The organism is Paraglaciecola sp. (assembly GCF_039943935.1).
In the GTDB taxonomy this organism is placed as follows: Bacteria; Pseudomonadota; Gammaproteobacteria; order Enterobacterales; family Alteromonadaceae; genus Paraglaciecola.
Genome location: NZ_JBDUZQ010000009.1, coordinates 96,012 through 111,451 on the forward strand (window position 1 = coordinate 96,012; position 15,440 = coordinate 111,451).

Here is a 15,440-nt window from a genome sequence, read left to right on the forward strand (position 1 = left end):
TTTAGTATCTAAGAAACATAACTTACTAAAACTAATAGCTTCAATGAGCACAGTATTTTAAGTAAGACATAGCTGACATGTAGTCACCAGAGGCTTAGTTTGCCTTAGGTGGATGAATTGCACATTTTTGTGCCATATAAAATAGGCATTAAGCGGTTGAAATCTAAATGAGTTGGGTAGACATTTTTGCGAACTATCTGTTCGCGTTACGTTATATAGCCGTTTTCTTGATGGTGTTAATGTTAATCTCCGCTGTCGATGATGTGATTATCGATATTTATTATTGGGCACGTAAAGCTTGGCGCGCTTTATTCATATACCGAAAGCGCCCAATATTTGATGAAAAATCCCTACTAAAAGCCAAAGAGAAACCTTTGGCCATAATGGTACCTGCTTGGCAAGAAGTCGGAGTAGTAGCTAGGATGGCAGAATTTACTGCAGCCGAGTTAGATTATGAAAATTATCAAATATTTGTTGGCACATACCCAAACGACCTAGCAACTCAAGCTGATGTCGATTTAGTCTGTAAACAGTATCCAAATGTTCACAAAGTTGTTTGTGCTCGTCCCGGCCCTACCAGTAAAGCTGACTGCCTGAACAATGTCATCGCATCTATCCTAACATTTGAAGAGAAAACCAAAGTAAAATTTGACGGCTTTATCATCCATGATGCTGAAGATGTTGTATCAGCCATGGAATTAAGACTATTTAATCACCTACTAGAAAGCAAAGACCTAATTCAATTGCCCGTGTATCCATTTTCTAGAGGCCCACTTCACTTCACAACGGGTCATTATCTAGACGAATTTTCAGAAATGCACGGCAAAGACATTATCGTACGAGAATCTTTTGTTGGCCAAGTACCAAGTGCTGGTGTTGGTACATGCTTTAGTCGCCGCGCGATTATCAAACTAACCGAAGAAGGGGATGGCTTACCGTTTGATATTCAATCTTTAACCGAAGATTACGATATTAGTTTCAGAATGAAAACGTGGGGTATGGAAGAAATATTTGTTCGCTTTTCCGTTACCGATAAAAAATATGCTCGTTATGCTGAAAAGTCCATAAGCAGAAACAAGCGAGACGGAAATGTAGTGTGCGTAAGAGAATATTTTCCTAAAACACTAAGCACCTCAGTGAGGCAGAAAAGCCGCTGGATAGTAGGCATTGTTTTTCAAGGTACCCTAGTCCATAAATGGTCAAAAGATTGGAAACTCAATTACTTTTTGTGGCGAGATCGTAAAGGGGTTATCGCATATTTTCTTAGTTTTTTAGCAACCTTAATTTCGCTGCAAGCAATCGTCATCTGGATTTTTGAGCACACAACCCAAGATGGGTATCGATTCATGTCTATCTTCATGGATGATGAGTTGACGGTTTTATTGATACAAATAAACTTCTGCTTTTTTGTAAACCGCATAGTACAAAGAATAATTTTTGTCAGAAAATACTACGGTATGTTAGAAGCCTTAGTGAGCCCTTTTAGGCTAGTTTGGGGCAATTTAATAAACTTCTTGGCTAACTGTCGTGCAATCAAACTGGTAGTAGCGCAAGATGGAAACCCTAGTAGAGTTGCCTGGGATAATACAGACCACGAATATCCAACTGTAAGTGAACGTGTTCATACACAGTCATTAGGAAGTATTCTCAAATCAAAGCATCAGGTAACTGAACAGCAAATAACCGTAGCGCTAGAAAAGCGTTTACCCGATGAAAAATTAGGGCAATCCCTTGTTCGTCTAAACGTTATCAATATGGACACGTTAGGTGAAGCATTAGCTGAACAAGCGAGCAAAAAGTATCAGCGAATTGCGCCGTTCGAAATTTCAGCCAACATCATCCAATTAGTCCCCAAAGGCATAGCACTAAAATACCGCATACTCCCTTTAAAAGAAGAACAGGGCCTACTTATTTTAACCGGGGAGAACAAGCTATCTCCAGTAGCTATGGCTTCTATTGAAAGACAGCTCAACAAAAAAATAGAGTATCAATTGTGTCAACTTGGCGCATGCACCGTTGGCATTAGATACCATTACCTAGGTGATGCAGAAAGTAACCCAACGGCAAAAATCGAGCAAAAAGTTGCAGCAGGCACCTTAGCCAGTGATATGCAGCAAGTCATATTAGACCAATACTATAACTCTCAAATTATGTTTGGTGATGCTTTGCAACAAGCCGGTTTCATAGAGCCCGCAGTTTTTAACCAGATCATTTTGGGGTTTGATTACTCTAGTCACCAGCGATTAGGTGATTACCTAGTAAAACAACAAGTAATCAGTGAGCAAGTAGTAAAGGATATAATTGCGCTGCAAAACTCAAGGCAACAAAACATCGACTCTCTTATCTTCCACTATGAAAACCTGAAAAGGGAGAAAGAATGAGTTTTCAAATGAGTCTATCTTTTACGGTTATTTTATTACTTTTATTTGCTCCAACAACTTTTGCAAAACTGAACGACTATCAGCAGTTTGTATCTTATCCCTACCTTGAGAAGGCTTATCGTTTGCAAGGAGAAGGTAAGTACTCTTCTGCCATTTTAGAATTAAAATCTGCCATTGAATTTGCACCAGAACATCAACCCTATCAAATTTTACTATTTGAGTTGCTATTGGCGAATAATCAAACCAATGAAGCGTTTTCTGTCTATACCGCAATATCAAAAGACTCAAGAGGAACCCTATTAAACCGCCTAATCGAAGCGCAAATTATAGACAATAACTTGCAATTATCTTCTGAACTTAAACAGTTAATTGAAGAAACACCATCACAGCATCGTCAATACCATTATCAAGTCGTTGCATCAAGACTCATAGCAAAAGGGCAAGACGCCTTAACATATGAATGGTTAAGTGAAATTGACAATTTACCTCCAGAGCTACTAGAAGTACAAATGAGATTAGCAAGCAAACTTGGGGAGTTTGGTGAAGTCGAGAATTACTTTTTAGACATTCCATTAGAGAAGCGCACTACAGATGCAGAGCGCCTATATGCATTTACGTTACTCAAAATAGGTAAAACTCAAGCGGCACTAAATTTTGCCCAAGAAAAGCCAAAATCACGGCTTAGCTTTGATATTTACTATCAGTATTTGCAGGCTAACATTGCAAATGGTGATATACCTGAAACAAATGTAGCCTTTGCATGGATTGAAAAATATCATCAGCTCAACCCAAGCTTATTAGAACAAAAATTTGAACATGCCATCCACACCAAAGACAGAGACACTGCCTTTGCTGTCATGCCTCAACTTCATAAAAGCTGTCAAAGGCGTATTGAACTTGCCCTATCTTTTAATTGGACAAGTAGAGCAGAACAAGATTTGGTCCGTTGTGAAAACACCATGGAGCAGGAATTATGGTTAACCTATGCAGCAACACTGTTAAGTAATCAACAGTTACAAGATCTCATTACCAGCGGGGCCAAGTACTCCACATCTATATCAAAAATACTTATTTCAAGATACGTTGCTAAGCAAGAATATCAACTTGCAATCAATCAAATAATCCAAGCCAAATTAGCAGGCAACTACAATGAAACCCTAGCCTTTAGTTACGAAAAATTAGGGCAACTTGATTTAGCAACAGAGCAATTCTTGAAGTTATATGATGCTAGCAACAATGACCAGTATTTAGATACCGCTAGCTTTCTTTTATTAAAGCAAAATAAAAATAAAGAAGCTTTATCGCTGCTTGAGAAGCGGCTGGTTACTGCGCCTCAAAGCATGTCTCAAAATTTAGTTGAACGACTGACTCAGTTATACCAACAACAAACAAACAAACTATCCTCAGTTGCCATAAAAAGCTTAGCCAAAATTAGTTTTTATCAAGATGTTGTCGCAGAAATGCTAAGACTTAATCAAGATTGTAAGAGTGCCGTAGATATTTTGGCGAAAAGTAATATGAATACCGCCCTTAGTTGGACCACTCGAGCGCTGTGCAGTGCTAACGAAGACCCTGTACTAACATTGAAATATTGGCAAAAATCATATGAACAATCACCCAGTGATGAAACATTACGAGCCATAGCCTATGCACACGGTAACTTAGGCAATCCGACTGCTGCCATAAATACTCTAAATAAACTGGGTAAGTCAAACTGGACTCAGCCAGACTTTTTGAATTTAGCGCAATTGTATTATCAACAGCAAAACTACCAAAAAGCGGAGGAGTTCTGGCTCTTAGCAGAGAGTGATACTGAGACTTGGTTAGATTTTGGTATTGAGCTAGCAATTCAACAACAGAAATACACAAAAGCCCAAGCTCTATCGACTCAGCTTATTAACCAAAGAAATCAGTTCAATGAACAGCAATGGGCTAGGCAAGCCATAATTTATCAGGGTACAGGGCAAAAAAACAAAGAAATACGAGCATGGCAAAATGCCACTAAACTCGCTCCAGAACAAGAAACCTATCAACTGTCTTTAGCATATAGCTTAATTGATTCACAACCTCAACAAGCCTATGAAATCCTCCAAAATCTGACTGAGAGAGAAGCTGAAATAGACACCATAATATGGCAACAATTAGGCTATATCGCAGCTAAAAATAACCAACAAGATGCCGCCATCCATTATGTAAAAAAAGGAATAGAAACTAACTCCCAAGGTAGTGCGCCTAAAACAGCAGAGCTAAACTGGAATCTGCATCAATATTATCGAGATTTATCCCAAAACTGGCATTTCACCGCTAGCTTCTCTCAAGGTAGTGGAGCCATATTAGGAGATGTATTTTACGAAAATAGTGACTTAGGGCTAGCTTCACTTCCGACCAACAATATAAGCAGCCGAGCTGAATACTTTTTCAACACCACTAATAAAAAATGGTCTGTATACGCTCAACTTTCAGCCAACGGTAGTAATTCTCACCCCTTGAGTGATTGGAGCCAAGAACTCGGAGTGAGTTACAAAATATTTGATGAATACAATATAAAAACAAGTCTAGGAGCGCAACGCTTTGTGTCTGGTGACTGGGAAGCCATAGTTCGAGTAAATGGTGGCTTGTTCGATCAAGGAGGTTGGCGCAATGGCTGGCGCTTTGAGGATGCTTGGTGGCAAAGACTGTTTTATTTCGATTTTTTATACCTTCCGAAATCAGAACAATTGTTAGGCTTAGGTAGATTTGATATTGGCTATACTGAAGCGCTAAAGACCTCATCCAAACAAACTATCGGCTACTATGGACTAGCTCAATATGATTTTCGTCGACTACAAATAGGTCCATTAGGCAATCTATCTAACTATAATCAAAGTTCATTAGGTTTAGGATTAAAATGGAACTTGTATACCACTCCCGAATTTTACTACGATCGAGTGCATTCATACAGCTTAGCTCTAGAGTGGCGATTAACAGTTTCAGGAAACCTGACCAATGACAATCATGGCATATTCTTAATTGGTAGTTACTTTTACTAGGATGAAATCCACAACCCGCAACTTGCTTTTCTACTTTAGCAAAGGCCTGCTTGTGCTGTTAGCATGCTGTAGTTTGCATGCACCTAAAATATTTGCTGACACCATATTTTATCAACCCTTAAGCCAGGATTCGCTCATAACAGTTCCTCAATGGAATGCATTATTAGATAAGGTTTATGAAGAAGGTTACCGAGAAATCGTAATCCAGTGGACCCAATACGGCCCCACTAACTTTGCGACCAAAAACAATTTTTTAAAAGAAGTACTGACCATGGCTGAAAATAAGCATTTTCGTATTTGGTTAGGGCTATACCTACCTGACGACTACTATCAAATAATGGGTAATAATAAGCCTGATTCTAGAGAGTATTTCCAAAGAGTATTATTAGAAAATAGCAGACGAGTTAGCTTGTTAGAGGTTTTATCTTTAATTAATAAGGACAACTTTGCTGGCTGGTATCTCCCAATGGAACTTACCCATGAATATCTCACATCTCCCCCTAACCAAGGTCGGGCAGACCTGAACCATGCTTTACAATCCTTTATTTTGACCATTGATGAAAATATAGCCGTTAGCTATTTTCTTTCTGAGACTACACCACTGAAAGCCGCTCTTTTTGATATAAACCAATTAACTAGCATGGGATTCAAGTTATGGTTGCAAAAAGGCAATGGATTAACAAAAGACACGATTGCCCATCAAGTAATCGCAAAAGCGGGATGTAATATCGGCGTTATTTCTGAAAACTTTCTGCAAACATCGGCAAATAATGAGACCTTTACAGCTAGAAAAAATCCCAACTCAGGCCCTAGTGAGAACTCAAAACACTGTCAAAAACCTCTGACGTTTTCACTACGATATTTGCCATATAGTCCATTACCCTTAGGCTGAAAGTTGCTTAGAGGCCTAGCATTGTGAAACAATGACTTCGGTAATTATTTTACAGGCCCTGCCATCACCATAGGGGTTGTGTGCAACTGACATTTTTTTATAGGCTTCTTTGTTATCTAACAAGTTGACAGTCTGCTCAACTATACAAGCTAATTGAGTCCCCACCAACTTCACAGTATCAGCTTCAACCGCTTCAGGGCGCTCAGTGCTATTGCGCATCACCAACACAGGCTTACCTAGAGAAGGGGCTTCTTCTTGGATGCCACCAGAGTCAGTTAAAATTAAATACGACAAGTTCATCAAATAAACAAAAGGCAAATAGTCTATGGGTTTAACCAAAAACACGTTAGTCACATTACCAAGAATACGCTCAACAGGCTCTTTCACATTTGGGTTTAAGTGCAGCGGATAAACAATTTGCACATCATTTCTATTCGCTAGTTGTTTTATGGCTTGGCAGATATTTTCAAATCCCTGACCAAAACTCTCTCTTCGGTGCCCAGTTACAAGAATCAGCTTTTTAGTTGGGTTCAAAAAATCGAACTGCTTAGTTAAACTTTCATTAAGCTTAGTATCGATTTTTATAAGGTTGACAACTTGTAACAAGGCATCAATAACAGTATTACCCGTTACAAAAATAGTATCTTCGCTGATGTTTTCTTTTAATAGATTTAATTTTGACTGCTTTGTAGGGGTAAAGTGCAGCTGAGTCAAAGCGCCTGTCAATTTACGATTTATTTCCTCAGGCCATGGGCTGTTTATATCACCAGTTCGCAATCCAGCTTCAACATGGCCAACTGCAATTTTTTGATAGAATGCGGCCAGAGAAGCAGAAAAGGTAGTGCTTGTATCACCATGAACTAGCACTAAATCTGGTTTAGCCTCAGCATAGACGGTTTTTAATCCTTGCAGTGCCCCGATGGTTATATCGAACAAATCCTGTTCAGGCTGCATAAGATTAAGATCGTAATCAGGTTTAATTGCAAATAAATCAAGCACCTGATCAAGCATTTCTCTATGCTGTGCTGTGACACATACTTTAATATCCAACTTTGAATGTTTCTTCAGCTCTAGTACTAATGGAGCCATTTTTATGGCTTCTGGACGGGTACCAAATACCAATAATATCTTCTTAAATTTCATTTTTTTAGAAAGCCCTGTGGTACGGCAATGAGAGCCTAAAATAAAGTTATTTCTATTACACTTTTGAGGTTTTTAGGTAAAGAACTAAAAGGCAAGTAATAGTTCTAACCGAATGGTTTTTCATAATCTCACGGGAGATAAATCAACTAAATGAGGAATCATGACAACCATAAAATATTTGAACGTCGAAACCATAAAGTTTATCAGGGCACAATTAACATTACTCGATTAATATCGACTAACAACCTGTAGGATCCGCAATTAAATCATGGATTTCATTTAACGAAGGTAATTGATGAGACTCTTGGTAAAAAAGTCGATTTAGTCGTCCTAACAGATTAACAGTCCGTGATGGGTCATGGGCTTTACGTCTATGATCACTTGCTGTTTGTAAAAACTCCCAGGGTTTCAAATCTAACTCTCTAATGTGTTCATTTGTAACTTGTTGGTCACGTATAGTACTTAATATACGCTCTGTTTTGCTTTCATTGATCGCTAAAGTCACATTTGCATAATTATCACCCATTGGCCCACCAACGGCTTCAATAGCGTGATTGATAGCAGACCACACTTGGTCATGTTCCACTCGCACACCCGCAGGCGCATAATATCCCATAACCTCCCATTCCAATTCAGCATTCCCAACTGCAATAGAACTTTCAGTTAGTGGTGAATAGGAAAGGTCAGGCATTGAACCAATATTATAGGCATCTACCGATAGCCCAATATTAATAGCAATATCTCCCATGTTTTTCTTATCCTGATAGATGGCTTCAAATGCAGCTCTCTTTACTCCCATCCAGCCATGAACTATCGGTTGTTCTGCTGCAAACAAACGAATATCATCGGGTAAGTCTTCACCATACTTATCAATAAACAATGGTGACGGGTCTTGCTGTAAATTATCATCGGCAACCCAAACTTCGTATTCTTGACGATTATCAGCTTTACCACGGCTTTTAATGCCATATGACAAATTCAAAGGTCGACAAATACTTCTATCTTCATCAATTTTATGAAAAAATTCTGATCGAAACCGTTTAATAAATGGAGCATCTAACCCAGCAATTGCAGCGGTTGGATAACGAAACCCAATGTCACTATTACTAATAATATTCAAGCCTTGAATCTGTCGCTCTAGAATATGTCTGACGCCACGTAAATCGCGATAATCATTCACAACAATACTACGCTCAGGTTCGATAGTAAGCCTACGGCCATCCTCAGTAACAAATTTAGGGGTTTTATGATAATCATAATGAGCTAATCCCAAACTATGGGCATAGGCGTTTCTAACAACTGCCAACTCTGCAAAAAGGATGTCATGATTTCTAATATGTTTGAATAGAGGTCTGTGTTCGGCCATTTAAAATATCTACGATTGTACTTTCAATAAAAGAGCTCTTACGTTTATATGAGTTTTACCACTTAAATACAAGAGCCAATAACTTAAATATATATCAGTACATTGGGTCTATACTCAGATATCAAGCTAAGGAATTTTAATTTTTAGGTATATTAATTAATACCAAGTAAATTCAAAATTTAGCGATTTAAAACAGACGATGATATTGTAACTATAATAAGACTCATTCTTAGCAGTTAATGTGTTCGACCAAGAGAGATAGATGAAACAAGGCCTAATGTTAATTCCTAACGTACCCATTAAAGCTCTGCAGCTTATGGCGACTATAACTGCTGGGGAAGTCGCCAAATAAAGAAAGATAAGTAACACTTTTGATAAACCAGAACCCATTATCAAAGACATCAAGCAGAGCTAAGTGAATGCGCTTTATGATAAATTTTTATTTAGTGTGTACGAATTTAATAATTTTAGCTAAGCAGCTAAAATTTATATGGTATTAATGTAATCCTACCGATGTAAATAAGGATAAATAGTTGGCTAGAAAATCCCTTAACAAAAGTATATTTCGGCTCGTTGTTGGTTTAATTGTTTTCACTTCAATTACGCTATTTTTAATAGTTTGGCTGGCAACAATAAACCAAACCCAAAAACGCCTTGATGCGGGATTAGAAATTGGTCAAAACGTACTAGAACGAGTTTTAAAAAGTAGAGAGGATTTACTCTTTACTTCAGCACATGTGTTAGCCGCTGACTTTGGCTTTAAGCAAGCTGTAGCCTCAAAAGATAAGGCTACTATAGACAGCGCTTTGGAAAACCATGGTTCGAGAATAAACGCAGACCTTATGGCCCTTATCGCTCTAGACGGTAAGACGATTACCAGTGCGCCAGATATATTACCCCCAAACAAAGACTTTCCATACACTTCTATATTCAACGACATTTTGAAAGGTGGAGGGACTAGCGTACTAATGATGCTAGATCAGCAGCTATACCAAGTCATCATGTTAACTGTAAATGCCCCAAGACCTATAGCATTAGCATTAATTGGCTTTAAACTAGATATAGTCACCCTGCAAGAGTTAACCGCAATAACCAAGCTAAACACTAGCCTTCAGGTATTTAACAATAAACAAGAAACCTATCAGATTAGTACCCTTAGTCCCCCTAATATGGAAAAAGCCTTGTCTCAAATTGAAACACGGCCCTCTTGGTTATCTATCACAGTTTCTCGGGATATTCCCTATATATCTAGACAGTTCATCCTCGGTGATGAATTAGGCCATAAGACCGTTTTAACCTTATCCGAAGATGTACAGAGATTATTCTCAGATTTTACAGACTTACAACTAAGGTTATTTATAACAGGAACCCTAGCTATTTTATTGGCAAGTTTATTGGGCGCATTATTTTCAAATAGAATAGCTAAACCCTTGGCTTTACTAGCAATAAAAGCAAAAGAAATTTCTGTAGGGAATTACTCTAATCCAATCGACATGCATTGCTCAACGGAAGAAGTGAGTCAGTTATCAGAGGCATTTACTTCGATGCAAGGTAATATTCAATTGCGGGAAGAAAAGATCACCTTTCAGGCTCGCCACGACAATTTGACCTCACTATATAACCGCCAATTCGTGGAAACCTTAATTGAGAAAAAATTTGAGGCCGGTAGCCCTTTCTTAGTGATTGGTATCAATATTTTTGGTTTTAGGGGTATTAATGACATCTTTGGCTATCACAATGGGGATAAATGTTTAACTGAACTTGCTCTTAGGCTCAGTAGTTTTGGCGGTATATCAGCTCGGTTAACTGGAGGTGAACTCCTATGGTTACCTGATGGCATTCCTAGCGATACTTTTATAACAACTATGAAATCTAAGTTAGAAGCCGCCGTGAACATTGGCGAATTCAACATTGATCTTAAAGTAGCACTAGGCTTAATGACATGTCCCAAAGATGCCAAAACCCCTGAAGAAATATTCAAAAGTATGAATATAGTATTAGATGAAGCACAAATAACAAGGCAATTTATTCTACCTTTTGACCCAAGCTTAGAAGCTAGATATTCAAGACGCCTTGCTATCATTACAGAGCTCAAAAATGCCCTTAAAAATGCACCCCATGAGCTTACTCTTAATTATCAACCAAAATTAAACATCCAAACAGGAAAAGTCACCCATGTTGAAGCCCTAATTCGCTGGACCAATCCGCGCTTAGGGTTTGTATCACCTGAAGACTTTATAGCCATTGCTGAACAAGCGGGCTTTATTCAACATGTCACTCAGTGGGTGATTAAACAGGCCATCAATGATGCTGAAAAATTCTATCACGCAGGCTTTCCCCAATCGGTGGCTATTAATTTATCAGCCAAAGACATAATGAACGCTTCTTTACTCACACAAATTGTGGAGTTAATAGACGCCCGTAATCTCCCCAGAGATTGTGTGTCTTTCGAATTAACTGAAGGCGACTTAGTTAAAGACCATGCTAAAGCTATTGCACATATGCAGGCCTACCAAGATGCTGGATTTAAGCTTGCCATTGATGACTTTGGCACAGGCTATTCATCAATGGCATACCTCCAAAACTTACCCGTTAATACCTTAAAAGTAGATAAAAGTTTTGTAATGAATTTACATGAGCAAGAGGGCGATAAAAAGATTGTACAAACAGTTATCAATCTCGCCCATAACTTTGATATGAATGTCGTTGCTGAAGGCGTAGAAAATCTAGAATCGTTGCGCCTTCTCGCCAAGTGGGGATGCGAACTAGCCCAAGGTTATTATATTTGTAGACCAATCAAAGCAGATGACTTACTTGTTTGGTTAGCTGAACATAACCAAAAAGAGTGGTTAATGTAGCGTGATCAATTGTATTTACGTCACTAGTTCATCCAAGCGTAACTTAGCTTCATAGATATCAAACGCTGATCTTAAGCCGATGCACTAAGGACATCATCCTCGTAAGCAGAGTAAGAATAACCTACAAATACTTTAGTTAGAGGATTAATTTTATATGAATACCATAGACACAGTTTCAAGCTTGTTCCCACTTCATACGTAATTTGAATGGTAGAGTAGCGACATATCAAAAACACTTCTATACATTAGATCAACCAGTTAGTTGGACAAACTATGGTTCGTTATTTTAAGTTTAAGTCTCGAGTCATATTTTCATTCTTATCTCGATGCACAATAATATTATCTTCAATTCGAATACCGCCATAAGGCCTTAGTTGGTCAACGATATTCCAATTAACAAACTGAGATTGTTGAGTACTTTTTAAATCGTTTAATAAGCTATCTATAAAATACAAGCCGGGTTCTATAGTAAACACTTGCTTCGATTCAATAATTCGCGTGGTTCTTAAGAATGGGTGCGCTGCAGGAGCAGGGTTTGGCGTGCCTCTATCATCAGAAACGTGTCCTGCAACATCATGTACTTGCAACCCTAAAAAGTGGCCAATTCCATGGGGGAAAAACGTACTGACAATACCTTGCTCCAAGATACCTGCTGCATCTAAATTCACAATATTAAAGTCTGTCAGTAGCTGTGCAATTTTGTCATGGGCACTTTCGTGAATTTTTGCGTATGGCACGTTAGGCTTAAGCTCGTTAGCCAAAGTAGTCGTTATATTGTCCATCGCCTTAATAAGTTCTGAAAACAGATTATCTTGCTGGCAATATGTTCGGGTTATATCTGCTGCATAACCGTTAAAGCTAGCGCCGGCATCAATTAAAAATGAATTAAAATTTGTGGGAGGGTTAGTGGCAAGTTCGGTGTAATGTAATATTGAAGCGTTTTCATTTAAGGCCACAATATTATTATAAGGCACCTGATTATCTCCCTGCCTAACGGCACATAGATAAGCTAAATTAATATCAAATTCACTTAGGCCCTGTTCAAATGCCAACTTTGCAGCACGGTGCCCATCTACCGCAATACGATTGGCTTCACGCATGCACAGCATTTCATAATCTGTTTTATAGGCACGCTGATAATGCAAATAATGCATCACTCTATCCGGGTTAACCAACTCGAACCCAAGTGCTTTAGCTACTTCTATATACTCACCAATGTAGGCATATTTTTGCTTATCAAATGGTAGATGTTTTTCAACTGCATTAGCTTGGGTGAGCAAAATAATATCAAAATGCTCAGCCCAAAAATCATTAGGTTCATCAGGTACTTTATGCCAAAAATCTTTTGGCCGATAAAACACAAGTTTAGGTTTATCGATCCCATTTACAATCAACCAGCAATTCGGGTTATCAAGAACGGGTAGCCATGCTTTAAATTGTGGGTTTACTTTAAAAGGATAATTATTGTCATCTAAAAACAAACGTTTGCTTTGACCGGAATGAATGACTAACCCATCAATACTTTCTCGTTGAAGGGCTTCCTGAGTTCGATTTTGTAATTCAGCTAGATGCTCAGGGTAAGTCTGCGCCAATAAAGACATAAGTTACTCTCGACAATAAATAATAGGTAGATTAACACACTGTACTTTATGTCAAAACTACCTTGTCAGATAGGGTAGTGATGACTTGCCATAGGCTAAAGCTTAACTTTTGGGGGCTATTTGCATTTTCACCCAATCTCGAAACATATTATCTTTGTTTCCGAGATGCTGATGATAGATTTGCTGATAAGCCAAAACAGCCTTCACATAGTTTCGTGTTTCTTTGTAGGGAATAGTTTCAATCCAGACATCTAGAGGCATAGTACCCATCTCAGGTTGCCATTCTTTAACTTTACGCCAGCCTGCATTATAAGAAGCGGTTGCAAGTACTGGGTTATTATCCATTTTGTCTAACAAGTAACGCATGTACTGGGTCCCGAGCTCTACGTTTTGCTGTGGATCAAATAACACTTTTCTATTTACTTTTTTCTTAGCCAAATAATGAGCTGTACCCGGCATAAGCTGCATTAAGCCTAATGCCCCAGCACCGGAGGCTGCATCAGCCATAAAAGAGCTCTCGCGCCTAGCAATGGCGAAAGCCCAAGCAACGTCAACATCATTTTTTTCAGCATTAACTTGAACTTCATTATCAAAAGGCATTGGAAACCGTTTATCTAAGTCATCTAGATAACCTACCCTCGCAAAGCCAAAAATAGCTTGGGCATGCCAACCTTGTTGATCAGCCAATACTGCAGCGGCCACTTTCTGCTGTTCATTCAAGTTACTTTGTAAGTAATACCACTCTCTTCTAGCGCTTAAATTTCGCTCTAGTGCTCTAAACTCAAAAGCCCGTTGAGCCGACGGCTCTGACATCAGCACATTAATCTCTGCTTGGGGGATGTGAACTGGGTTATTGTTTAAGCTGGTGTTCACCGATAATTGGGCACTGGCTAAAAAGCCATAGTAATGACGTTGTTTGGCTAAGTATTGAAACCCTTGCTCTGCAAGTTCGTCAGCCCCTAATTCCTTATAGGCTATGGCTTGCCAATATCTAAATACATTGTCTATGCCCCCTTGACCAATGGCATAATCAGCCACATCCAGAGCATGTTGCCAATCTTGTTTTCGAATCATATGGGCTAAATGCCAACGAGATAATTCAGAGTCGACCCCAAACTCAATGGCTTTCTCAAGCCAAAGATCCGCTTGTTCATGGTTGCTAAGGGCTAGAGCAACGGCAAACCTATGAAATATTTGTTTCTGCTGATCTTTAGTAAAAACAAGTCGTTTACTCAGTTCATCCCAACTACGCAAGGCTAAATCCCTATCTTGCCAAACCAAACGTTTTAAACCATAAGTAGCAATCTCGGTTTCTAAGTTAGAGATTGTATTTGGAAAGTTAGAAGGGCGACTCACCTGACTTGGATGTCGACGAACTTTTAACCAAAGGTCAGCCAAGTACTTTTGCTCTTGGGGCAATAAGGTTTTTAAATATGGAATCAGGGTTTGCTTGCCTCCCTTAGCCACTTTAACTAATCGTTTCCACACAAGTTCTGAAGTACGTTGCCCCTGCCCTTGCCATTTTTTAAAAAGAGAATCGCAAACCTTAGGTTGTGACTTTGCAACCACCCAAAGTGCTTCAGCCAGCTTTAAGGCTTTAGCTCTAGTATCTTCATCTTTCATCAGAAGTTCAGCATAACGACAGGTTAACTTTGTATCACCGACGTCACGATAAGAAGCAACAAACAATTCATCATGATTTTGCTGCTGCAAATAATTAAGCCACTTTTTACGCAATGGTCTATCGAGAGGTGAAGATTCGTACTTTATTAGAAAGGATTCAATTTGAGCTTTATTCGCCATAATAGGAAATCTAGCAAGAGTATTAAGCTCAAGGTATGGCTTTAATGGATACCCATCTAACTGCTGCATATAACTTTGATACGTTTTGCTATTAGGCTTATCGGTGAAAGCTTCGGCCTCAATGAATAACGCTCTTTGCTCCACCAAGGTCAGTTTTGTTGCAGCGAAACTGACCTGAGGCTTCAAGATAATCAATACGACTAACCAATATAAATAACGAGTAATCACAGGTTCCACAGTTATTAAGGAAAACTAAACAAAGGCGAGCAGTAATACTAACAAATTTACCTAAGTCTTTTCGTTGCTAATTTAAGAAAGCTGAAAATTTCACAAAAACAATCAAGTTTAACTGGAATGACCAGTTGAA

8 protein-coding genes are annotated in these 15,440 nt (G+C 38.7%); 4 read left to right on the plus strand and 4 right to left on the minus strand.

The window, feature by feature from the left end; translation table 11 throughout:
- Positions 1-167: 167 nt before the first annotated feature.
- From ABJD71_RS05335 to ABJD71_RS05345, 3 genes are read left to right on the plus strand one after another with little or no spacing between them, the layout of a single operon-like run.
- Entirely contained in the window at positions 168-2,381 is a 2,214-nt protein-coding gene (locus ABJD71_RS05335) for a glycosyl transferase family protein (protein WP_348165676.1), read from the plus strand.
- Complete coding sequence (locus tag ABJD71_RS05340) at positions 2,378-5,410, plus strand: hypothetical protein (protein WP_348165679.1); 3,033 nt, start codon at positions 2,378-2,380, stop codon at positions 5,408-5,410. The genes ABJD71_RS05335 and ABJD71_RS05340 overlap by 4 nt, the downstream gene beginning before the upstream one ends.
- A gap of 1 nt (position 5,411) precedes the next feature.
- Complete coding sequence (locus tag ABJD71_RS05345; RefSeq protein WP_348165682.1) at positions 5,412-6,302, plus strand: DUF4434 domain-containing protein; 891 nt, start codon at positions 5,412-5,414, stop codon at positions 6,300-6,302.
- 15 nt (positions 6,303-6,317) lie between these two features.
- Here ABJD71_RS05345 and wecB read toward each other — a convergent pair whose 3' ends face one another.
- Together wecB and ABJD71_RS05355 are read right to left on the minus strand one after the other, a co-directional pair.
- Positions 6,318-7,445, minus strand: coding sequence for a UDP-N-acetylglucosamine 2-epimerase (non-hydrolyzing) (gene wecB, locus ABJD71_RS05350; protein WP_348165685.1), 1,128 nt, complete (start codon positions 7,443-7,445; stop codon positions 6,318-6,320).
- Between the two features lie 238 nt (positions 7,446-7,683).
- Positions 7,684-8,811, minus strand: coding sequence for a hypothetical protein (locus ABJD71_RS05355; protein WP_348165688.1), 1,128 nt, complete (start codon positions 8,809-8,811; stop codon positions 7,684-7,686).
- A 533-nt stretch (positions 8,812-9,344) separates the two neighbouring features.
- Here ABJD71_RS05355 and ABJD71_RS05360 point away from each other — a divergent pair.
- Positions 9,345-11,669, plus strand: coding sequence for an EAL domain-containing protein (locus ABJD71_RS05360; RefSeq protein ID WP_348165691.1), 2,325 nt, complete (start codon positions 9,345-9,347; stop codon positions 11,667-11,669).
- Positions 11,670-11,950: 281 nt separating this feature from the next.
- Here the strand turns inward: ABJD71_RS05360 and pepQ are convergent, their stop codons facing one another.
- Positions 11,951-13,270: a Xaa-Pro dipeptidase gene (pepQ, locus tag ABJD71_RS05365; RefSeq protein ID WP_348165694.1), complete on the minus strand. Its 1,320-nt coding sequence runs from the start codon at positions 13,268-13,270 to the stop codon at positions 11,951-11,953.
- 102 nt (positions 13,271-13,372) lie between these two features.
- Positions 13,373-15,301, minus strand: a complete 1,929-nt coding sequence (locus ABJD71_RS05370) for a transglycosylase SLT domain-containing protein (protein ID WP_348165697.1) — start codon at positions 15,299-15,301, stop codon at positions 13,373-13,375.
- Positions 15,302-15,440 lie beyond the last annotated feature (139 nt).

Bases quoted from the DNA above. Each gene is read 5' to 3' on its own strand.
- ABJD71_RS05335 (WP_348165676.1), top strand. From the start codon at position 168: ATGAGTTGGGTAGACATTTTTGCGAACTATCTGTTCGCGTTACGTTAT.
- ABJD71_RS05340 (WP_348165679.1), top strand. From the start codon at position 2,378: ATGAGTTTTCAAATGAGTCTATCTTTTACGGTTATTTTATTACTTTTA.
- ABJD71_RS05345 (WP_348165682.1), top strand. From the start codon at position 5,412: ATGAAATCCACAACCCGCAACTTGCTTTTCTACTTTAGCAAAGGCCTG.
- wecB (WP_348165685.1), bottom strand. From the start codon at position 7,445: ATGAAATTTAAGAAGATATTATTGGTATTTGGTACCCGTCCAGAAGCC.
- ABJD71_RS05355 (WP_348165688.1), bottom strand. From the start codon at position 8,811: ATGGCCGAACACAGACCTCTATTCAAACATATTAGAAATCATGACATC.
- pepQ (WP_348165694.1), bottom strand. From the start codon at position 13,270: ATGTCTTTATTGGCGCAGACTTACCCTGAGCATCTAGCTGAATTACAA.